This is a genomic window from Nitrospirota bacterium (assembly GCA_020846775.1).
GTDB lineage: Bacteria > Nitrospirota > 9FT-COMBO-42-15 > HDB-SIOI813 > HDB-SIOI813 > RBG-16-43-11.
This window is the reverse complement of record JADLDG010000097.1, coordinates 1-22,788: the sequence shown is the minus strand read 5'-3', so window position 1 is coordinate 22,788 and position 22,788 is coordinate 1. Positions and strand designations below refer to the sequence as shown.

16 protein-coding genes are annotated in these 22,788 nt (G+C 43.2%); 8 read left to right on the top strand and 8 right to left on the bottom strand.

From position 1 onward, the window contains the following. Positions 1–46: 46 nt before the first annotated feature. The 5 genes from IT392_11495 (at position 47) to IT392_11475 (ending at position 6,859) form a co-directional block, all read left to right on the top strand. On the top strand, positions 47–766 hold the full coding sequence (locus IT392_11495) for a DUF1460 domain-containing protein (GenBank protein ID MCC6545098.1): 720 nt from the start codon (positions 47–49) through the stop codon (positions 764–766). Positions 767–1,102: 336 nt separating this feature from the next. Continuing rightward, complete coding sequence (locus IT392_11490; protein ID MCC6545097.1) at positions 1,103–2,476, top strand: sigma-54-dependent Fis family transcriptional regulator; 1,374 nt, start codon at positions 1,103–1,105, stop codon at positions 2,474–2,476. Further along, positions 2,473–3,438, top strand: a complete 966-nt coding sequence (locus tag IT392_11485) for an ABC transporter substrate-binding protein (protein MCC6545096.1) — start codon at positions 2,473–2,475, stop codon at positions 3,436–3,438. Before IT392_11490 ends, IT392_11485 begins: the two co-directional genes overlap by 4 nt. Before the next feature lie 18 nt (positions 3,439–3,456). Continuing rightward, entirely contained in the window at positions 3,457–5,379 is a 1,923-nt protein-coding gene (locus IT392_11480) for a HAMP domain-containing protein (GenBank protein ID MCC6545095.1), read from the top strand. 295 nt (positions 5,380–5,674) lie between these two features. Then, entirely contained in the window at positions 5,675–6,859 is a 1,185-nt protein-coding gene (locus IT392_11475) for a PAS domain S-box protein (protein ID MCC6545094.1), read from the top strand. A 19-nt stretch (positions 6,860–6,878) separates the two neighbouring features. Here the strand turns inward: IT392_11475 and IT392_11470 are convergent, their stop codons facing one another. Next, positions 6,879–8,360, bottom strand: a complete 1,482-nt coding sequence (locus tag IT392_11470) for a hypothetical protein (protein MCC6545093.1) — start codon at positions 8,358–8,360, stop codon at positions 6,879–6,881. A 128-nt stretch (positions 8,361–8,488) separates the two neighbouring features. On the opposite strand from IT392_11470, the gene IT392_11465 reads away from it, so the two are divergent. Further along, complete coding sequence (locus IT392_11465) at positions 8,489–9,694, top strand: DUF401 family protein (GenBank protein ID MCC6545092.1); 1,206 nt, start codon at positions 8,489–8,491, stop codon at positions 9,692–9,694. A gap of 38 nt (positions 9,695–9,732) precedes the next feature. Next, complete coding sequence (gene der / locus IT392_11460) at positions 9,733–11,043, top strand: ribosome biogenesis GTPase Der (GenBank protein ID MCC6545091.1); 1,311 nt, start codon at positions 9,733–9,735, stop codon at positions 11,041–11,043. A gap of 96 nt (positions 11,044–11,139) precedes the next feature. Here the strand turns inward: der and IT392_11455 are convergent, their stop codons facing one another. Next, entirely contained in the window at positions 11,140–11,820 is a 681-nt protein-coding gene (locus IT392_11455; GenBank protein MCC6545090.1) for a flagellar brake protein, read from the bottom strand. A gap of 231 nt (positions 11,821–12,051) precedes the next feature. On the opposite strand from IT392_11455, the gene IT392_11450 reads away from it, so the two are divergent. Beyond that, a complete protein-coding gene (locus IT392_11450; GenBank protein ID MCC6545089.1) occupies positions 12,052–12,765 on the top strand; it encodes a pyridoxine 5'-phosphate synthase in 714 nt (237 codons plus the stop codon). On the opposite strand, the gene IT392_11445 is transcribed toward IT392_11450, so the two are convergent. From IT392_11445 to secF, 6 genes are all read right to left on the bottom strand, one after another. Continuing rightward, entirely contained in the window at positions 12,755–14,650 is a 1,896-nt protein-coding gene (locus IT392_11445; GenBank protein MCC6545088.1) for a TonB-dependent receptor, read from the bottom strand. The two genes, IT392_11450 and IT392_11445, sit on opposite strands and share 11 nt — an antisense overlap. A 74-nt stretch (positions 14,651–14,724) precedes the next feature. Beyond that, positions 14,725–15,621, bottom strand: a complete 897-nt coding sequence (locus IT392_11440; GenBank protein MCC6545087.1) for an ABC transporter substrate-binding protein — start codon at positions 15,619–15,621, stop codon at positions 14,725–14,727. A gap of 196 nt (positions 15,622–15,817) precedes the next feature. Next, positions 15,818–17,668 carry a hypothetical protein gene (locus IT392_11435; protein MCC6545086.1) on the bottom strand — a complete coding sequence of 617 codons (1,851 nt, stop codon included), beginning with the start codon at positions 17,666–17,668 and terminating at the stop codon, positions 15,818–15,820. 93 nt (positions 17,669–17,761) lie between these two features. Beyond that, positions 17,762–19,903: a bifunctional (p)ppGpp synthetase/guanosine-3',5'-bis(diphosphate) 3'-pyrophosphohydrolase gene (locus IT392_11430; protein MCC6545085.1), complete on the bottom strand. Its 2,142-nt coding sequence runs from the start codon at positions 19,901–19,903 to the stop codon at positions 17,762–17,764. A gap of 37 nt (positions 19,904–19,940) precedes the next feature. After that, positions 19,941–21,695 (bottom strand): single-stranded-DNA-specific exonuclease RecJ, encoded by a 1,755-nt coding sequence (recJ, locus tag IT392_11425; GenBank protein ID MCC6545084.1) that lies wholly within the window; start codon positions 21,693–21,695, stop codon positions 19,941–19,943. 117 nt (positions 21,696–21,812) lie between these two features. Then, entirely contained in the window at positions 21,813–22,730 is a 918-nt protein-coding gene (secF, locus tag IT392_11420; GenBank protein ID MCC6545083.1) for a protein translocase subunit SecF, read from the bottom strand. Positions 22,731–22,788: the final 58 nt, after the last annotated feature.

The window sequence follows — 22,788 nt, the reverse complement described above, 5'->3', positions numbered from 1 at the left end:
CCCACCCCCTTGTTTTCTTACAATAATCTGGCATAAACTAAAATTCATGATAACTCACTTAGGTAAATGGACGACAGCACTTATAGATGGAATAATACATGAAGCCGCTGCATTGACGGATATCGGTGGGCGCATTGACTTCATCTCCAGGCAATTACTCAACACACCCTACAAAGAAGCTTCTTTGAGCGGCAGCGTAAGTGTTCCAGAAGTCCTCATCATAAACCTTGAAGGGGTGGACTGCATTACATTTATTGAATATGTTGAGGCAATGCGCCTTTCCGGGTCTTACTCTGAATTTACAAAGAATCTGAAGATGGTTAGATACAGGAATGGAGCAGTGACATATGAAGGCAGGAGACATTTCTTTTCAGACTGGGTTGGTTACACGCCTAAGACAGTGGATGATGTAACTTCGATAATCGGGGCGAAAAATACTGTTAGAATCATGAAAAACTTAAATCTAAGGAGTGACGGGACGTTTTTGCTCCACGGGATATGTGTCACGCAGAGAGAGATCTCCTTCATACCAGTTAACGCAATAAATAGCAATGTCATGGCACGGTTAATGACCGGAGATTATGCAGGCATTTATTCCGGCAATGAAGGATTGGATGTAACTCACACAGGCATTATTATAAAAGATGGCGGCAGGATATGTCTTCGTCACGCATCATCACGCAAAGATACATATAAGGTTATTGATGAAGAGTTGACAGAATACCTGACCGGTAAAGCCGGCATCATAATATTGAGACCAATATAATAAAGACAATATGGATACAACTCAGCAGGATATGGCAGTGTATCTGATTAGATACAAAGCAACTAATGGATCAAATTAATCGCATTCTTATTTTATTCCACTTCAAAATCGGGTCATTTACTATAACTATAACTCATTAATATCATTACATTTGAATCAATTCTTACCGAATACGATGTCCGGCGCCTCTACTGGTCTGATTCTTGCTGTCCTATAACGTATTGACAGAATCAACCGTCACAAATATAATTTGCTCAAAATACGAGTTATGCGCATACCACCGACAGTTAATCCATCCCCTTACCAGCTGACTCTGGATAGCAGGAATGTAAAAATATGAACATGCATGAAACAATTCTTCTGGTTGATGATGACGAGGATATCAGGACGATAATTAAAGATCGTCTTGAAAAACTGGGATACCATGTAATGACTGCTGGAAACGGGCAGGAGGCCCTGAAATCCATTGACAGTCACGAACCGGATATAGTGATCTTGGATCTCCAGATGCCCATAATGGATGGGATGGAGGTAATTAAGCGCCTTAAGGATAACCCGCAACTGCCAATCATTGTACTGACCGCCTTTGGAACAATTGAGAATGCTGTAGCTGCAATGAAGGCAGGTGCCTTCGACTTCGTAACAAAACCATTCTCTCCTGACCACCTTGATATAGTGATCAAAAAGGCCCTCGACTACAGGGCTCTGCGGAGAAACAATCTCTATCTTCAGGGTGAAATTGATGCCTCGTTCCCCGGCATTATAGGTGAGTCTCAGAAAATAAGAGAAGCCCTGGAAATGGCGCAGAAGGTCGCCGGAACTTCTTCGACAGTACTTCTCCTCGGGGGAAGCGGGACAGGTAAAGAGATGTTTGCCCGTTTTATCCATCGCAGGAGTGAACGGTCAAAAAAACCATTTGTTGTTGTAAATAGTGTTGCCTTGCGGGATGAGCTGTTTGAAAGTGAACTGTTCGGACATGAGAAAGGGGCATTTACAGGGGCATATGCAATGAAACGGGGAAAACTCGAGATTGCTGACGGAGGCACAGTATTTTTCGATGAGATCGGTGACTTAAAACCTGAACTTCAGGCAAAACTGCTCAGGGTTCTTCAGGAACGCGAGTTTGAACGTGTAGGTGGATACCGGCCAATACGGATAGACATCCGGACCATTGCGGCAACAAATCAAAATCTCTATAAGAGGGTTCAAGAGGGGAAATTCAGGGATGATCTATTTTTTCGCCTCAATGTAGTTTCGATCCAGCTTCCACTTCTGAAGGAGCGCAAAGAGGATATCCCAAATCTCATCTCTTTCTTTCTCAATGATGCATGCAGGGAGATTAAGCGACCCGTAATGAAGATTTCTCCCGAGGCAATGGAGCACCTGATCAACTATCATTGGCCCGGAAATGTCAGAGAACTAAAAAATATTATTGAACGGGCTGTTGTTTTGGCTGATGATAGCAGTAAAGAGATCACTCCCCTTGACCTGCCATTTCCAACATACAATCTTAAGATGGAAGATCCTCACACTATAAAACCATATCATGAATCAGTAGTGCGCTGCCAGAGGGAGGTAATCCTTCGTGCCATGCAGCAAACAGGCGGTAATCAGGCTAAAGCAGCGAATCTGCTTAATCTCCAGAGAACCTATCTGGCCCGTTTGATCAGAAAGTTAAATATTAGAGACTATGTTAAGGAGGATAATTGATTAATAGGCTTGGCATCCTTGTGATCTTTGTCCTTTCCTCTATGATCAGTTTTCTTGCATTTGCAGCAGATCATGCAGATGGAAAGGAGATTGCTGTAATCATGAGCCAGGAACTTCCTGTCTATCGTGAAGCCGTGACCGGTATAAAGAGTATCTATGACGGGAAAATGAGGGAGTTTGACCTGAAAGGCGATTTGGAAGAATCAGGCAGGGTCGTAAGGGAAATCAAAAGGCATCTTCCGGATCTTATTATTTCAGTAGGCCTCCTGGCCACTGTGACAGCAAAGAATAATTTTCAGCATACCCCCATTGTCTACTGTATGGTCTTTAACCCTGACCTATTCTCCATATCCGGAAGCAACCTGACTGGTGTAAACCTTAACATCAGCTCGTTCGAGGCCATCCGCCGGCTAAGAGAACTCTTCCCGGAGGCAAAAAAGATCGGAATCCTTTATGACCCTGCAAAATCCAAAAGGATAGTCGAGAAGGACATGCAGATAGCTCAGACTTGGGGATTTACTCTGACGACAAAGGAGGTATCTTCAATTAAAGAGATGCCGGATGCATTCAGGGATATACAGAACGAGATTGATCTCCTCTGGTTAATTCCTGATAGCACTGTGGTAACGCCCGAGTCCCTGGAGTTTATTTTTCTTAAGACGTTCGAGAGCAGGATCCCGGTTATAGCCTTCTCTAAGGATCTGCTAAGCAGAGGGGCCTTGTTAACCTTCTCCCCTGACTATCACACGGTAGGGATAGAGGCGGGGCGATTGGCCAACAACATCCTGCAAGGGAAGCCCCCTCCTGCTGCCGAAGCTGTCAACACGGTAAAAAAACTCCAGACATCAATTAACATTATGGTCGCTAAGAAGATGGGCATTAAAATCAACCGGGAGGCGATGTATTCCCTACGGGAAGAGTTAGAACTATATACCCCGGCAATAAATACAAGTCTAAAATAGTGAGAATGAGTATATTTCATGAGAGGATATTCTATAAAATTCAAGTTGTCTTTCTTCTTCAGCCTGGTCATCGTATTAATCTGTGCTTCACTCAGTCTCTCATTCTTCCACAAGACTAAGATGAGCATGATTGAAACCTTTATCAGAAACAGCGTTCTAATTGCTCAAACCCTGGCCAATAACAGCCGGTATGGAATTATCACTGAGGACAGGATTATACTTGAAGAACTTATCAGCGGCGTCCTTCAGGCCCGTGAAATCGTTTCTGTCACAATACTGGATTCTCATGGAAAGCCCCTGGCTCAGAAAGCCAAATTAAGGGAAGCGCTGCCCTCAGGGGAAAATATGCCATCCAGAGCTGCAGATAATGCTGATTTCAGCGATACTGCTATTGTAACATACGTTACCTCCAGGGATGGCCTAAAACATTATTTCGTATCATATCCTGTACATTATTTGTCCCCTGCGTTGAATAATTTTCCGATCGAGCTCCTTGAAGAGACTAAATTAGAAAAACGAACCAGTGATAATCCGGCAAAACTTGGAGACGTTGTTATCGAGCTATCATCATACTCGCTGGATAAGCAGATTAGCGAGATGTGGATGGTAGCCATTCTGATTACTGCCGCGGTAATGGCAGGAGGGATTATACTCATCTTTTACCTTACAAAACACTACCTGAAGCCTCTCGAAATGCTGGCTGCCGTAGCTGACAAGGTCGCAAGGGGAGATCTCTCTCAGAAAGCCCCTCCTGCAGGAAAAGACGAAATTGGGAAACTGACTGATATCTTCAATCAGATGACCGTTTCCCTCAGTCTTCGTGAACAGGAGTGTAAATCCTACATTCATCAGCTTGAAAGGATGAACAAGAAGCAATCTGATCTTAATCTTACCCTCGAAAACAGGGTTCTGGAAAGGACGAATAAACTGGAAAAATTGCTCTTTCAGATTCGTAAGGAGAAGATGAAGACAGAGAGGATTCTGCATGAAATAGATGACGGTGTCATTGTTGTTGATCAGAATGGAAAAACCATCATGATCAACCCCGCTGCCCGCCTGATGCTGATAAACGGAGAACGTATAAAAGAAAGCCTCTTTGACTCTTCCGGCGATTCAAACGGTGAGATCCGTGTAGACAATCCTGATTCCGGACTTTACATGATAATCAAAATGAAATCATTTCCCTTCCGCGATAATAGAGGTGAATTGTTAGGTAAGATTGCAGTTCTGCATGACGTAACACATTTCAAGGAGATCGACCGCCTTAAATCAGAATTTGTCTCCCACGTCTCTCATGAACTTAAAACACCTCTTACATCAATAAAGGGGTTTATAGATAATCTTCGAGACAGGATAGCAGGAGACTTGACGTTGAGACAGGAGGAGTATCTCGAGAGGATGGCTAAGAATGCAGACCGCCTGATCCGGATGATCAATGAATTGCTTGATATATCCCTCATTGAAGCCGGGGGTATAAAGCTTAATTATACCCCGCTTTTGCTATCTGAGCTGATCAAAGAGGTATCTGATGGGCTTCGTCCCATCGCCATCCAGAAACAGATTGAAATAAGCCTTGTGAAATTAGATGCTGAGAGGCAAATACTGGTAGACAGGGACAAAATTGAACAGGTCATAACTAATCTGGTTGATAACGCCATTATCTATACCAGGCCCGGAGGCAAAATTATGATTAAACTTGATAATGGTCAGGGTTTTATTAAGGCCCGGATAAGTGATAACGGGGTTGGCATCCCGGTAGAAGAACAACCCAGAATATTCGATAGATTCTATCGCCTTGAAAAGAACTCGATTCTTGAACCCAAAGGGACCGGATTGGGACTATTTATCGCAAAAAACGTCATCGAGATGCACGGCGGGAAAATATGGGTGACCAGCGAGGTTGGAAAGGGGAGTGAATTTATCTTTACGCTTCCAGCTTAGTTTCACTTTAACTAACGGCCTCTGTCCATCTTCAAATACTCAGACATAATACTTATACGGCTCTAAAACAGTATCTCATTTTACATCCTATTATCTTAATGGATAACATCAGGGTGTAGATTATACCTGCAGCACTCGCAGAATCATCTATATGTCAATTGGGCAATTACACTCAACATATTGTTTAAATAGCATTTATTCATTCACTATCTTTGATCTACCGGTATATCTTTATGGCATATATTCTGCACATAGAAGAAACAAGAGTTTAGAGTCTTAATTAGAGGTAAAGATAATGACTGCAGAGACAATTGCAATGCTCGATGCAATGCCGGACGGCCTTATAATTATAAACATGCAGGGAGAGATACTCCACATTAATGCTGCGGCTGCCAGATTATCCGGATATTCCACGGAAGAGGTTATTGACGAAAGGATGGTAGAATTATTCATCTCAGAACAAGACAAACCAGAATTCTGTAAGACCTTTAAAAATATCCATGCTGATAATTTCATTCAGCCCTTCAAGGTTATGAGCAAACGTAAAGACAGGACTGAATTCCCTGCAATTGTAAGTTTCTCTGTCATTAGAGATTCTGAAGTCTCACCGGTCAAGGCAGTTGCTATTCTCAGGGACATCACCGAGCGCAATCGGGCAGAGGAAGAAAAAGAACGGCTGCAAAACCAGTTGCAGCAATCCCTTAAGATGGCGGCTATTGGAATGTTGACATGTGGTATCGCCCATGACTTCAGTAAAATAGTGACCGCTATCAACAACTTCAGCCACATAGGGATGAAACAGTTTCAAGCGTCTGTTCCGCAGGCCTTTGACATTTTTGCAAATATAAAAGCGGCTTCCTGCCGTGCCTCAAACCTTACACGACAACTACTTACCTTCAGCCGGAGGAAACCTGCAAAATCTGATTTGATTGATATGAACAGTCTGATAAATGAACTGCTGCAAATGTTATCCTCCATCATCAGTAACGACATTGGCATAAAATTAAGTTTAGACACCGATCTCAGGATGATCACGGGAGATATGGGAAAAATGGAACAGGTAATTATGAACCTCATTATAAATGCCGGAGATGCTATGCCCCAGGGTGGCACGTTGGTTATCAAATCTGAAAATGTTACCATAAATACACCGTACCACAACGGAATGCCAATTACACGGCCCGGCAGCTTTATAATGTTAACCGTGAGGGATACCGGCCTGGGAATAAGTAAAGACCACATTAACTATGTATTTGAACCTTTTTTTACGACAAGGAAAAGTCGCGTGAATGCTGGACTTGGTTTATCTGTTGTTAAGGACATAATTGAAGATCATAAAGGATGGATTAATGTTATTAGTGAAGAGGGCAAAGGCACAACATTTGAAGTCTACCTGCCTGTCGAAAATATGTCTGAGGACAGTAACCTTAAAGGTGATGAAGAACTGATTTTGATAGCGGAGGATTGGACTCATGTCTGAATACCTGCAATTATTTGACTCAAAATCTAACAGGCAGCATGCCTTTGAATCCCGACTCGCTTTTTAAACGTTTAATGACAGCCTCCTGGATGCGGACATTGGCCTCATACGCTGCGAGGAGCACATCAGCATTACTAAAATAACTCAGGATGTAAGGACTGCCAAAGGAAATAACAATTGATGTCTTTGCCTTTCCGACCAGTTCGTTAACCTGATTAATAACCAGATCATCTGTTCCGGAACTACCTCGCCAGGCTGCTACTTTGGAGAAGATGGCAATTATGACTGTATGAACTGCCAGCATTTCATTAGTCTTCGAGAGACTGCAAACATTCCTGAATTGTGTTTCCCACACCGGCTGTTCACACAGACTTTCTTCACCTGCAATGACTACCTGGATATTTTCATGGTCAGCAACCGGTAAAATGCCAACTATCTTCTTCACCAAAGTTACAGACATATCAGTTATTAGTTTTGAAATGTGTGTGTGGCCGCGGAAGTCAATTTTCTCCCGCTTAATATTTGACAAACGCGCCTTGGCCTTTAATATCCTCTCAAGAGCACTGTCTAAAGTCTCTTCATACAATAGTCGTGTACTGACAGCATCTTCCAAATCCTTTACAGTCAACCCGTCATCTGTCGGATGAAGAATTACGTCAGCACCCGCGTTAAGACACCTTGCTGCAATGTTATCAATTCCGCTTAATGCGGACATATTGAGTGCGTCTGTCATTATAAGTCCGTTAAAACCAAGATCTTTTCTCAAAATACCTGTTATCACCCTTTTTGAAAGGCTTGAAGGAGTGGCATCATCAATTGACGGTATGAGAAGGTGGCCGATCATTATACTGCTCACACCACATCGTATGGCCTCTGCAAATGGTCTGATATCAAAATTTACCAGATCATCATATGACTTTGATATCAAAGGTAAAGAAATGTGAGAATCCGTAGAAGTACCACCATGACCCGGGAAGTGTTTAGCGCAGCTAAAAAGGTTCAAACCCTCTAACAGACTGATGTACTGACAACCAAAAAAAGTGACATCATCAGGATCATCAGAAAATGCCCTGGTGCATATAATGGGATTATCGGGATTATTATTTATATCCAGGACAGGGATCAGAGGCATGTTGATACCTGCATCAATGGCCTCAAGCGAAACAGCCCTTAAATAATCCCTGAGTATTGCCATGTCATCAGGGTCATCCCTGTTTATCGCTGCCCTGACTGCCATCTGTCCAGGAAATTGTGTATAGCCTGCAATCTGCTGTCCCACTCCCCTTTCTATATCTGACGCAATGAATAATGGTACCTCTGCAATTGACTGGAGATTATCAATAAAAGGTCTAAGTTCTTCCCTCTTTCCACCAAATATTATGAACCCGCCTATCCCCCTCCTGACAAGGGTAAATATGCTTTCAAGATATGTCTGATCACAAATCCTCCCGCCATCAAGCCTGCTGATGATGAGCTGATATATTTTTGTTTGCAGGTTCATCTACAAATCCAGCCTCTCATTCATTCCATGATAATACCAAATATGCATACCAGGCAAGCTGTTTACTCTCTTTACCAATAACTCCGGAATCGTGCTATTATATAAGATTTTAAGGATCAGAGTAAGTTATGCATGATGTTGTAAAGATACTTGTTATATTTGCCGCGATATTAATCCTGATCAACCGTAAGCTCAATCTGGGACTTGCTATGATAACCGGGGCCATAGGGCTGGCACTCCTCTACAGACTGTCACTAGCCGCCCTGAGTACTGTATTGATCACTACAGTAACAAGTTATACAGGTATTCAGTTAATACTCGCTCTGGGGCTGATTATGATAATGGAGAATATACTGAGAAAGACTGAGACCTTTAAGGAGATGATGATGGCGTTGAAGAATGTCGTTCGTGATGCGAGGATAGTCCTTGCAGCGCCTCCTGCAATAATCGGGATGGTGCCTTCTGTCGGAGGTGCATATTTCTCAGCGCCATTGGTTGAAGAAGCAAGCAGTTCAATATCTATCACCCCTGAGAGAAAGGGCTTTATCAACTACTGGTTCAGACATATATGGGAATATGTCATGCCGACATATCCGGGGATCATATTGGCCTCTGCCCTGACAGGTTTTCCTCTGGGCAAATTGATTGTCTATCAACTGCCATTCGCTGTCATGGTGATCCTCACAGGGGCATTATTTTGTTTCAGGGGGATAAAAATACCCAATAACACCCCTTCGATTGAACGACGCAGGGACAACATAATAAAACTTGTCATAAGCCTCTTGCCCTTAGGCATTGTCATACTTTTGGTTGCCGTATTCCGCATAGATATTGTCATTACAATGGGAATTGTCATCATAACCCTGTTCATTTATCACCGCTATACTTTTAAAATGATTATTGACTCATTCAGGGAAAGTATATCCTGGAAGATCTTGTTGATCATAACCGGTGTGATATTTTTCAAGGAGATGCTCGATGCAACAGGTTCAGTAAATGGTGTATCGCTATTTTTCAAGGGTACAGGTTTCCCGCTGATAATCCTGTATTTTATGCTGCCCTTTCTGGTAGGTATGCTTACCGGCCTTACGATAGCCTTTGTCGGCGCCACCTTCCCGCTCCTAATCACTTTGAGCGGGGGGGCTCCTGATATCGGTCATATGGCCTTTGCCTTTGCCAGCGGCTTCACTGGAGTAATGTTCTCCCCTGTTCATATGTGTTTTGTGCTCACAGGTGAATACTTCAAGGCAGATAAGGGCACCATATACAGGTATATGATTATTCCATGCAGTATGGTAATGTTAACAGCTGTAATTATATGGGTTGTGGGGTGAGAAGAAGCAATGAGCAATGAGTAATAGAGGATAATCTGATGAAAAAACCAATAGTAGCCATAATCGGCAGACCAAATGTAGGCAAGTCCACCCTGTTTAACCGCATACTGGGAAAACGTGTGGCCATAGTGGAGGACTTTCCCGGTGTAACACGCGACAGGAACTATGCCCCGACCTCATACTGCGGAAGGGAGTTTATCTTAGTAGACACCGGCGGGCTTGAACCAGAGACTTCAGACTATATACTCTCGAAGATGAGGACACAGGCGGAAATAGCCGTTGATGAGTCCGATATAATAATTTTTTTGATGGACGGAATAGAGGGTCTTACAACAGCAGATGCTGAGATAGCAGGAATGCTCAGGAAGGTCAGCAAGCCTGTCTTCTATACAGTTAACAAGGTTGACAGTAAAAAAGGATTATCGAGTGTTCCCGAATTTTATTCAGTAGGTATAGAAAAACTTTACCCCATTTCTGCTGAACATGGTCTGGATGTTGACGAACTTCTTGACGATGTATATGCCCTCTTGCCTGATGCAGAGGAAGTGCAAGAGGAAGATGCATTCCCCAGGATAGCCATTGTAGGAAGACCGAATGCCGGTAAATCTACATTGGTTAACAGGCTCATAGGTAAAGAGCGGCTTGTGACAAGCCCTGTTCCAGGAACTACGAGAGACTCCATAGATACCGTAGTATCTTATTACAAAAAAAAGTACATGTTCATAGATACTGCAGGAATCAGGAGAAAATCAAAAATAGATAACGGGATTGAATCCTACAGTGTTATCAGGGCCTTGAGAAGTATAGACAGATGTGATATCGCGATCCTCCTGCTTGATACGATGGAAGGAATAGCAGTTCAGGACCTTAAGATAGCCCGTTATATTGAAGATGCCGGAAGGGGCTGCATTATTGCTTTAAATAAATGGGACCTTGTAGAAAAGGATGAGAATACGATGGAAAGGTACAGGAAGAATATCGTGTCAAATTATCCCCACTTATCTCACATCCCGGTGATTTTCATCTCCGCCCTTACTGGTATCAGGGCAGCAAAGATTTATCCGGAGATCCATTCTGTCATGGAACAATATTCACGGAAGATTACGACTGGAGAGCTCAACAGATTTATAGGTGAGATTTCCAAAAGACTTCCAATGTCTTCATACAGGGGAAAGGTATTAAAAATATATTATGCAACTCAAACAGGCACGCGTCCCCCCAGGTTCACACTGTTTGTAAATTATCCCGGCGCTATAGGCACAAACATTAAACGCTTTATTGAAAACAATATGCGTTCGAAGTGGGGGTTTGACGGCGTGCCGATACGGCTGATGACGAGGGGAAAATAATAAGCTCGAAAATATCCTCCATTTATCATAGCGGCACACAAATAAATAATGTGAACTCAATACATCTTCATGTGGAACATTGTCCAGGACTTTATTTTATACAATAGAAACCAATGAAATAAACTTGTCAAGATTCATCTTTACATCTGACACCATATCTTCAAATATTAGTCCGATCGTAATAGGATCATCACCTGCGTTGATGTGCCTGATAGCGCTTTTTACACCAAGTTTATTTTCAATTCCAGGAAGTTGCATCGTCAAGTCTATCTTCATATCCGTTTTTAACAACTCAAACAGCTGTTCTTTATTTATACCTCCGGATGTCTTGACAACACAACCACACCCATTCTTGCTTATATTGATAATGACCAGATCAATGGCAAAATCACCAATTTTTGCCTCAGCTGGTAAACTGCACTCATATCTTGGATTGCTGCGGATATTATATTCTTCTATTTCTTTTGGGTAGGCAAAGAAGATTAATTTTTCGGGTTTGTAGACTATGTTTAGAACTTCCGTCTTGAATCCATAGACATAACCATCACATAGGTATCTTATGATTATAGGACTAGTTATAATTGTTCCATCCATATAGCCGCCTGCAACAACATTAAGAGAGGACGCGTTAACGAGTATGAACTTGTTGTAATCTATTCCTACTACAGTACTTTTTACACGAATTTTCAGGTCTACGATTTCGATCATAAGTTCGGTGCCAACCGGCATATGCAGATTGAGATAAGGTTCAGAGGAGTGTATTTTAGTTTTTTCCATATCAGTCAGTTACTTTGTAATAGAACTTGTTTTTGCCTTCCCCCAGGCAGTGCACTGTTACCTGTCTGTTTACTTAGTGTTTTTGCAGTATGTATCGGACATGCAGGTTATAAGTTTAGGTCAGGTTATTTCTCTTTATCTTAGACATGTTCATTCAAACATATTCTATTTAATCATTCCATACTCTTTCTCTTGACGATATAACATATATTCTGAAATAATAGAAAAACTATGACGCGTTTAGGTGTTAACATCGATCACGTTGCCACGCTCAGGCAGGCACGCGGCGGACGTGAACCTGAACCAGTTGCGGCTGCAATTCTTGTCGAATCAGCAGGTGCAGATGGGATTGTGGTACATCTCCGCGAAGACCGGCGGCATATACAGGACAGGGATCTGAAATTGCTTAGACAGGTAGTGACTACACGCCTTAATCTTGAGATGGCCCCTGCTGAGGAGATCGTCAATATAGCTGTTAAGGTCAAACCTGAGCTTGTCACGCTTGTGCCGGAGCGAAGGGAGGAACTTACAACTGAAGGCGGTCTGAACGTTATAAAACACAAAGAAATGTTGAAGAGAGTAATCGCCAGGTTTCATAAAAACAAAATTAATGTATCAATATTTATTGATCCTGACTCAAAGCAGATACAGGCAGCACGTGATACAGGCGCTGGAATAATCGAGATTCATACCGGGCATTATGCTAATGCCTCTTCTCTTCAACTGGAAGCTGAGGAAAAACAGGCAATAGTGAACGCAGCTCTGTTCGCAAGAGGAATAGGATTAGACGTCTCAGCGGGTCATGGACTTAATTACAGAAATGTAAGGGCGATAGCAGGAATTAACGAGATTGAGGAATTAAATATCGGCCACAGCTTAATATCACGGGCACTACTGGTGGGATTAGAACAGGCCGTCCGCGAGATGAAACAACTCATGATTTAAAGTTAAGAGATACAAAGAATCTTCTGCCTATTTCATCTCCAAGTGGATGCTCGCGGTGTACATCATCAAATAAATTGGATGCAGATATGGCCATCACAAGGTTATCTTTCCAAAGACGATAGCTGATATGCAGGTTTACTGTGATGTAGGAACCGATATCGTTCGGCAATTGCCTTCTGTTTGTTACACTGGCTGCATAGGAGACATCTGACACATAATGAAAAGACAGATCGGTCGAAAGACCCCTGGCCATCCCGATATTTAAGCCGCCATTAAGCTTATGAGTTGGAGCAGACGATCTGTCCGCTGTTGGATCATCCCCTGTGATGTCATTAAACCTTTGATAGGAATAGTTCAAAAAGGTCTTAATCCTTGAGGTAAGCAGCAAATCTGCGTTAATCTCACCGCCATAGGTTTCAGTATTGTATCTGTTTTTGTAATCTATATATTCACTGATCAGATCTGACAATTGATTATAGAATAGATTTATCTCTCCCTTTAATCTTCGAAAGGCAAACAATGAATAACCAGCCTCATATGTTATGATCTTTTCATTAGCAAGTTCTCTATTTCCTCCATTGATCGAGAATAACTCCATTGGTGTAGGGGCCCGATAGGCAAGACCATATGTTAATCTGAAGGTCTGATCAAGCGTCGGATGATAAATAAAGGCTAACCTGGGGCTTAGATTCCAATGAGTAAATGTATGGTAATCAGATCTCGCCCCATAGATGATTTCGACTCTCTTTAAGGGATTCCATGCGTCCTGAAAGAAGAAACCTGTCATGTTCAAAGGCCGGACTTCATCCGGGTGAAGCAGAGACCCTCCTGAATCATTATATTGGTAATTGATCCCGCTGATTAATTTATGAGATTGCCCCATATTAAAGTAATAAAGCCACTCCAGATTATAAAGATCAGATTTGATATGCAGATCTGTTATCAAGGGCGGCGAGTTAACTGCTGCTTCAATGTATTTCATCTCAACATCATTTCTGTTCCAATAACCACGCAGGACGGTCTGCATACCCTGATAATTAAAATGGACATAATTGTTGTCAATTACTGAATCACTCCACCCATCCCCGAAATAGGGGCCATCGTAACGGGGAGTATCACTAAAACCGCCGGACATGCTAATACTCCGGTTACCGGGAAGATGGTATTGAAGGGCTGCATTACCCCTGTAAACCTCCAGACCATGTTCCGGGACACTTACCATAAGAGCTGCCTCATCCCGGCCATTAAATATATCAGCCCTTTGATAGCCAATTGAAAATTTATAATCCATTCTTCCGGCCCTTGAGGCATGGACAAAACTGCCCATAGACATACTCTCCGAGCCACCGACCGCAGAAACAGAAATTACCGGCGAATCTTCCGGCTTCTTTGTGATAATATTCACTACTCCATTGAAGGCATTGGCTCCCCATATGGATGATCCTGGCCCCCTGATCAACTCGATTTGTTCAATTTCCTCCAATACTATTGGAAATGCGGTCCAGAACGTGTGATTCTCAAAATCTTCCTGAACCGTGCGGCCATCTATCATGACAAGGAGTTTGTTCGAATTAAGCTTGTTCTCCCCGCGAATACCCACATTATACTCTGCTACACTTGCCTGCATGACCTCCACGCCTGGAACTCTCCGCAGGATATCCGGTATGGTGGTCACACCGGATTCCCTTATCTCTTCTGCCGTTATCACGGTAATAGTCGAGGGTGACTGGCTTACAGGCTGAAGATATTTGGATGCCGTCATAACCAACTCCTCCTCTGCAAAGATGGCAAAGATATCCTCTGTAGTATTTCCCACCTCTTCAGCCATTACATGAACAGGTAAGATCAGACTAATGAATAAAATAAGATATGTTTTCAATCTCATAAAGGAGGTCCTTAAAGAAGATCATACATTCGAAATGTTACCGGATGCAAGCTTATGTTGTCTGATCGGCCTCGTTATTCATATATTACAACTTCAGTATCAAAATCTATCGCCTCAGTGTTCAATTTAAGTCCCAATTTATTTGCAATTTTTTGATTAATAATCAGTCTGTTTTTCTCTGCTGGCTGTATAAAAAGATTGTCAGGTTTTTTACCGCTCAAGATGCTCAGTACCAGACGTGCAGCCTGTTCTCCTATGCTAACATAATCTGGTGAAAAGGCTACCAGTGCCCCCTTCTTTACAAGATCTTCCGAAAAGGTGACGATTGGAATACGATCCTCAAAACTGTTCATTAATATATAGTCAATGGCGTCTGATGTAAGTATTGTGCTGTCTGGGATTATCCACAATAGATCTGCCTTTACCAGAATGGATCTAATGGCATTCGGCAGGTCCATTTCCGAAGTAACCTTCTGCTTAATCAGGGAAAACCCCATTGTCTTCCCCAAATTCTCAGTCTGTTTCAATGTTCGTCTGTTTTTTCGGGGATCATAAAGGACCCCAATCTTCCTGGCATCCGGAAAAAGATTTCTGATCTGAGACAACGTCTCAATGACAGGGGTATTGAGAGTTATACCTGTTATGTAATCTCCAACCAGGGAATAACGTTCGGGATTAAAGACGCTGCAGAAGACTATGGGGGTTTTCCTGAAATTTTCTTTGGCCACTGTGGCGGCCAGAAGACCTATTGCAACTATCAGTTCCGGGGGCTGTTCCTTGATCTGTCTGACAACTTTCTCTGATTCCATGAGATCGCCTTTAAGATCATAACGTCTTGTTTCACCTTTATAGACATTATTGAACCCTTCATAGGTCTTCTCATAAATGGGCAACTCCTGGCTGGTAATTATGCTGATCTCAACTCCAAATAATAAGGCAGGGGTCAGGAGAATAAAAAAGGAGATACTCAACAAAAAAATATAATTAGTAGTCTTCAGGGTCTATCCTCAAAAATCTATGAGGATGGTATATTGCAACTCGCATGCCTCACTAATGGCATGGAAACCTGGCTCTAACCAGTTGAAATAACAAGAAAAACACAGAATGTAGTTCAGGCAGGAGCTATCTGAAAAGATACTTCAGGTTATCAGAACAGATACGGTGAAATTAAAAAAGCGGATCCATCAAGACTTGGACCGGTTCTGTTTTTGGAGTCGTTGTTCCATCCCCAAGCTGTCCCTTATTATTAAATCCCCATGTCCAGATAGTGCCATCCCGTTTCAATGCAGCGGCAAAATATCTTCCACTCGTTACGGCGACAACGCCAGACAGGCCTGATACCTGCGCTGGTGTACTCATTACCGTCTCTGTATTCTCCCCTAAACCAAGGAGACCAGTGCTATTATTTCCGCACATCCAGACCGTCCCATCCCTCTTGAGAAATATGGTATATCCTTCTCCGCCCTGAAGGGATAGCAGGTCAGGCAGACCATTAATCCTCACCGGTATTGATTTATTAATAATTGTACCGTCGCAAAGTTCACTGGCTTCATTTCTTCCCCAGGTCCAGACAGTTCCATCGCCCTTCATTGCCATGGAGTGCCAATAACCTGCTGCTATGGCTGCATACGGATCTTTCAGGTCACTTACTTGTACAGGTACAGGTCCCGGAGAATTGGCATCTCCCGTGGCCGTGCCGTTACCATGCTGACCATGACGATTATGTCCCCATGCCCAGATTGTGCCGTCTCTCTTCAGGGCAAGGACGTGAGACCGTTTGGCTGAGATAGCCACGATTTCAGTAAGACCAGTCACCTGGACCGGTGTAAATCGCTTCTCAATTGTCCCATCACCGACGGTTCCATATTGATTATTTCCCCATGTCCAGACCGTTCCATCGCCCTTCAGGGCTATGCCAGTTGACCAGGCTGCTGCAATGGCAACTATATCCGTTAACCCGGTCACCTGACCCGGTATAGACCTCTGCATGTTAGAGCCGTCACCCAGCTCGCCGGAATCATGGAACCCCCATGTCCAGACCGTTCCGTCGCTCTTCAGGGCCATCGTCATGGTACGGTCTGCTGCAACAGCGATTACATCTGTCAGGCCCAGCACCTGAACAGGGATTGTACTGTCCGTCTTAGTTCCGTCTCCGAGCTGTCCCCAGGTGTTTAGTCCCCATGTCCAGACCGTTCCGTCGTTCTTCACAACAGCTACATGCTCAGACCCACCAGAAATATAATCCATTCCAGGAAGTGCCGAAGTTTCTAATGATGCTTCTTCCTCAACCGTGTCTTTAACTGCAGTAACAATATAATAATACTTTTTACCAAATATTAAATCTTCATGTGTATACGGACTTGTGACATCAGCAATTTTCTCTCCAGATATTTTTACGTCCGGAGTTGTAGACCAATAGATATTATATGAGGTGGCACCCACTACCGGTTTCCATCTGATGGTTATTCCGCGAGTCAATTTTGAAGTTATTACCCGTGAATTAACCGGATTAGCCTTAACCCCTGTTGGAACGTTTCCAGTATTCACAACAAGATAACTACTGAAATGATCAACCTCATGGCTTACTATATTTTTCTGTACATCTACATTAGAGTCTGTGATCGGGTCCCAAATATTATTAATTTTTCTACCAAGGCGAAGTTTGGATTCATTTAAACCTGACGGAAGTGTTTCCTCCTCATAGGATATTGTAATAGTTACAGGTTTGAGGAAATTGATGCCATCTGGCAGAAACTCATAGGGAACCCCTATTTGGTCTGAAGATACATCAGCAACAGGTTTTATTGCAATTGCAGTTTTATTATCAAGGGCTCCGGCAGGAATTTTTGCCGAGGCCTTTCCATCGCTGCTTGTAACGGTTCCACCATCAGGTCCTATAAACGTAAAACCAGTATAATCTGCACTCTCATTACTGCTGCAGCTGGAAAGTAGTGCAATGGCGAAGCATAATACAGCGACGTAAAAACCCCTGACCATAATGGAAAACTTTTTATTCATGCAATTAACCCTGAATTCAATAATATTCTATAAATTCCTGCCATACTAAAACAGTGTAACAGCCATGTCAATAAAATTCAGAAAATTTAAGCTTCACCTTCCCATCAGCCTTTTAACCTGCAATACTCCGCTCAACTGCTCTATCTTTTGTATTACCCTCTCCAGGTGCTGCAGGTCCTTAACATCTATAACAAAATTTAGGACTGCCTTCTTATCTTCCGTGGTTGAAATGTCGGCATGGCTTATATTCGCCTCTGAAGATGTTATGGAGGTTGATACACTTGCCAGAAGTCCCGGACGGTCAATCGTGAAGACTGATATGCGAACCGGATATGATGCAGTTCCTGCAACATCCCACTCAACACCGATTAGACGGTCTTTATCGAAATCCAGTTCATCTATATTCGGACAGGTGACAGAATGAATTGACAATCCCCTCCCCCGGGTTATGTAGCCTATGATCTTGTCTCCAGGGACAGGGCTGCAGCACTTGGAAAAATGGAGGAGTATATCATCTATTCCCTTAACCTTGACCCCGCCATCCAATCGTTTTGGCCGCGAGACATCCACTTTTTCAGGGGCTTCTTCCTTCCCATCTTTTTCAGGATATACCTTTCGTATAACCTGTTTAACTGATAACTTGCCATAACCTATAAGTATAAAAAGGTCATCAATGTTACTTGCAGAATGCTCCTTCAACAATTCATCAGTCTTTTCCAACTTCGAAAAACTGTTAAGGCTCGTCCCCATTTTCTGGAGTTCTTTCTCAAGCAGTTTGTGTCCGATCTCGAGACTGCGGCTCTGTTCCTCCATCTTTATAATGTGCTTGAGTTTATTCCTTGCCTTCGGGGTCTTGACAAACTTAAGCCAGTCCTTACTCGGAACATGGTTGGGATTGGTAACGATCTCCACTGTGTCACCACTCTTGAGAGTATACCTCAACGGTACCATCCTGCCATTAACCTTGGCCCCTACACAGCGGTTGCCTACCTCAGTATGAATTGCAAACGCAAGGTCTACCGGTGTAGCCCCTCTTATCAATTCCTTTACATCACCCTTTGGGGTAAAGACATAGATAACATCGGGGAAGAGGTCTACCTTTACAGAGTCCATGAACTGTTTGCTGTCTGAGAGGTCCTGCTGCCACTCCATCATCTGCCTGAGCCAGTTATATATTTGATGGTCTTTCGTGTCTATCTGACCCCGTTCCTTATATTTCCAATGTGCAGCGATACCTTCTTCAGCCAGCTTATGCATCTCTTCTGTCCTTATCTGTATCTCGACCCGGTGTCCCTTCGGGCCTATGACAGTTGTGTGAAGAGATTGATACATATTGGATTTGGGTACTCCGATAAAGTCTTTAAACCTTCCTGGGACAGGGGTCCACATTGAGTGGATCATGCCAAGTATTGCGTAGCAATTAACCGTGGTTTCAGTAATAATTCTGATGCCTGATAGGTCATGAATCTCCTCGAAGGCAATGCCCTGGCGCTCCATTTTCATGTATATACTGTAAAAGTGCTTTGTCCGTCCATAAACATTAGCCTCAAATCCATATACTTTTAGATTTTTTTTGACAACCGCTATTACATCTTCAATATATTTGTCTCTTTCGGCCTTGTTCATGGCGACCTTTTTTGAAATCTCCGTATATGCCTCATGTTTCAGGTAGCGAAGCGACAGGTCTTCAAGTTCGACCTTCATCCAGCCTATACCGAGACGGTTTGCAATAGGTGCATATATCTCTAAGGTCTCCTGGGCAATCCTCTTCTGCTTATCCGGGGAAAGGGGATCAAGTGTCCTCATGTTGTGAAGACGATCCGCAAGTTTTATCAGGATGACCCTGATATCTTTTCCCATGGACATGACCATCTTCCTGAAATTTTCTGCCTGTTTCTCCTCTCTTGACATGAACTCTACCTTGCTTATCTTGGTCAGTCCATCAACAATACCTGCGATATCGCCCCCGAATTCTGATGTTATATCATCAGAGGTGACAAGGCTGTCTTCAATGGTGTCATGAAGCAGACCTACGGCAATGGACGATGTATCCATCTTCATCTTTACAATGATATTTGCAACTTCAAGCGGATGTTTAAGGAAGGGTTCTCCTGATTTGCGGACTTGTCCCTCATGAGCCTTTGCGGCAAAACTGTAGGCACGCCTTAGCAGTCCTGCATCTGCCTGGGGATTATAGTCCATAACATGTTGTATCAATTCTTCGACGTTAGGCATATTAACATAATCCGAACTGTCAAATGCGGAGTATTGCTCACTGCTTATTACTCATTGCCAATTCAGCATTTGATTCGCTAACCCTCATATCCCTGAGCTTCAGCTGTATCCTGTAAGTTCCCTGCCATAAGTTGAGCTCCGGAGTATAAGCAACATCTATCTCCTTATCACTCGTTATTATATTATTATACGCCGTTGCCATGCCAAATCCAATTCCATCCCAAATTGCCCTTCCTCTTTTCAGCCTGACCTTTAAGTGGTCTTTACCCACTATCCGTGATTCTGAAAGCCTGAGACCTCTTGACATAATTACAGGTTCAGGATTTGATACACCATATGGCGGGAGTAATGCCATTTCTTTTAACAGCGGGAAGTTGATATCTTCAGGGTCTATTTCAGCATCCATAACCAGTCTTGGAGTAAAATCCTCTTTCCTTACCCTCTCTGTAACAATATCTGATAACCTCTCCCTCAGCATAGGTATGTTACCCTCTTTTATCGTTAACCCTGCAGCATACTTGTGGCCGCCAAATTTCTCAAGGAGGTTACTGCATGCTTCAAGGCCCTCATATAAATTGAAACCAGGGATACTTCTGGCCGATCCCTTGCCTATGCCATCTTCCTGTAAGGAGATCATAACACAGGGACGATAGAACTCATCCACAATCTTGGATGCCACTATCCCCACTACACCCTGATGCCACTCGTGTGAAGCCATGACAAAGACTTTCTGTTTCTCCGCATCCATTTCCTTTAAGATCCTGTCTCTGGCCTCATTTCTGATTTTAGCTTCTATTTTCTGTCTCTCCTGATTGACACCATCAAGATACAGGGCGATGCCCCTTGCCTCCTCCGGGTTGTCTGTTATCAATAACTTAACGGCATCATCGGCCCTGGAGAGACGTCCTGATGCATTAATGCGAGGGGCAAGCATAAAACTTACAGTACCGCTGCTCACATCATTTCCTTTAATCCCTGCGGCCTCTTTAAGCGCCGCAACACCCACCCTTTTCTCAGAAGTCAGCAGCTTTAAACCTTCTTTCACAAAATACCTGTTCTCCCCTGTAAGAGGAGCAACATCAGCAATAACACCCAGTGCAACGAGGTCAAGATAAGAAGAAAGATCATCATCGAAGGCACGTTGTTCGGAATGAGAACTCAATGCCATGGTAAGGGCCTGTATAAGTTTGAACGCAACACCAACACCTGGAAGACCTTTGAACGGGTAGGTAGAGTCATGCCTGTTTGGGTTTATCAGTGCAAATGCCGGCGGAAGATCCGGGGGACACTCATGATGGTCCGTCACTATAACATCAATGCCCAGGTCCATGGCTGACTTTATTGTAACTGCTGATGCTGTGCCGCAATCAGCTGTCAGTATTACATCAATTCCCTGCGACCTGGCAATATTAACAATAGATTCATTAAGTCCATATCCATCCTTTATCCTGTCAGGTATATATAGACTCACATCTATGTCCAGTTTTCTGAAAAATTCGAGGTAGAGTGCACTTGCAGTAACGCCGTCCACATCATAATCACCTGATACAAGTATGCGGCCTTTTTGTTCAGCGATTTGTATAAGGCGGCCGACTGCCTTCTCCATGTCGTTTAACCTGAACGGGTCTATAAGATTTTTAAATGACACATTAAGAAATTCACCGGCAGACGTCAGGTCACTGATACCCCTGTTAATCAGTATCTTTGACACCAGGGGAGAGATATCAAGTTCAGCGCACAGTTTGCTTTGAAGGACATGGTTGCCCTCGCCCATTATCCAGCGTTTTTTCATACAAAAACACCTTTCAAATCCCCCCTTGCCCCCCTTTTCTAAAGGGGGAACTGATTTCCCCCTTTGAAAAAGGGGGATTAAGGGGGATTTTACATGATCCTGTGAAGGAGTCCGGGGCTACTTCTTCGGGTTTATGCCCTTTCCTTTCCATATAACAAGGAGTGGACTTGCAACGAAGATTGACGAATAGGTGCCGACTAATACCCCCATGAGAAGGGCAAATGAGAAATCATGAATTACCTCCCCGCCAAAGAAAAATAGGGCTACAAGAACCAGGAGCGTGGTTAATGATACAATAACTGTACGTCCTATGACATGGTTTATTCCATTGTTAATAATTATTTCGATCGGCTCCTTGCGTCTTACGCGCAGATACTCCCTGATACGGTCAAATACAACCACCGTATCTGTCAGAGAATAGCCGGCAAGTGTGAGAAGCGCTGTTATTACCAGCAGGTTTATTTCTTTATTAAGCAGATAGAATAAGCCCACAACAACAATGACATCATGAAATGTCGCAATAGCGGCTGCAATACCAAATTTGAATTCAAACCTGAGTGCGATATAGATGATGATGCCGATGAAAGATAAAATAACCGCTGTGATAGCGTCCTTCTGGAGTTGCCTGCCTACGGTAGGGCCTATCTCCGTAGAACTGTCAACAATAAATGTATTGTCCGGTATATCCTGCTTGAACATGGATATAATGCGGTCTGCGACAGGCTCAGTAGTAGCAACAAGCTTCTTTAACCTGATGAGGATCTTGTTATCCTCCGGAAATTCCTGGAGTTCAGCATCCTGTATGCCATTTTGTATCAGAACAGACCTTGCCGCATCAATCCTCAAAGGCTTCTCGAACTTCAACTGGACGGCTGTTCCACCACCAAAATCTATTCCCAGATTGCCGTGGCCTAAAATGATTTGTATTATAGCAAAAATACCAATAAGCGTAATAATACCGGAAAATACAAATGCATACTTTCTAAACCCCATAAAGTCAATACTGGTCTGACCAATAAATTCCGTAAATTTCATATCGCCCCCTTAAACCATTCCTTTCTTATATACTCAACCTCTCCAGCCTCTTCCTGCT

Coding starts and splice junctions, on each gene's coding strand:
- IT392_11455 (MCC6545090.1), bottom strand. CDS start 11,820: ATGGAAAAAACTAAAATACACTCCTCTGAACCTTATCTCAATCTGCAT.
- IT392_11470 (MCC6545093.1), bottom strand. CDS start 8,360: ATGAACCTGCAAACAAAAATATATCAGCTCATCATCAGCAGGCTTGAT.
- IT392_11435 (MCC6545086.1), bottom strand. CDS start 17,668: ATGAATAAAAAGTTTTCCATTATGGTCAGGGGTTTTTACGTCGCTGTA.
- IT392_11445 (MCC6545088.1), bottom strand. CDS start 14,650: ATGAGATTGAAAACATATCTTATTTTATTCATTAGTCTGATCTTACCT.
- IT392_11490 (MCC6545097.1), top strand. CDS start 1,103: ATGAACATGCATGAAACAATTCTTCTGGTTGATGATGACGAGGATATC.
- IT392_11475 (MCC6545094.1), top strand. CDS start 5,675: ATGACTGCAGAGACAATTGCAATGCTCGATGCAATGCCGGACGGCCTT.
- IT392_11465 (MCC6545092.1), top strand. CDS start 8,489: ATGCATGATGTTGTAAAGATACTTGTTATATTTGCCGCGATATTAATC.
- IT392_11430 (MCC6545085.1), bottom strand. CDS start 19,903: ATGCCTAACGTCGAAGAATTGATACAACATGTTATGGACTATAATCCC.
- recJ (MCC6545084.1), bottom strand. CDS start 21,695: ATGAAAAAACGCTGGATAATGGGCGAGGGCAACCATGTCCTTCAAAGC.
- IT392_11480 (MCC6545095.1), top strand. CDS start 3,457: ATGAGAGGATATTCTATAAAATTCAAGTTGTCTTTCTTCTTCAGCCTG.
- der (MCC6545091.1), top strand. CDS start 9,733: ATGAAAAAACCAATAGTAGCCATAATCGGCAGACCAAATGTAGGCAAG.
- IT392_11450 (MCC6545089.1), top strand. CDS start 12,052: ATGACGCGTTTAGGTGTTAACATCGATCACGTTGCCACGCTCAGGCAG.
- IT392_11495 (MCC6545098.1), top strand. CDS start 47: ATGATAACTCACTTAGGTAAATGGACGACAGCACTTATAGATGGAATA.
- secF (MCC6545083.1), bottom strand. CDS start 22,730: ATGAAATTTACGGAATTTATTGGTCAGACCAGTATTGACTTTATGGGG.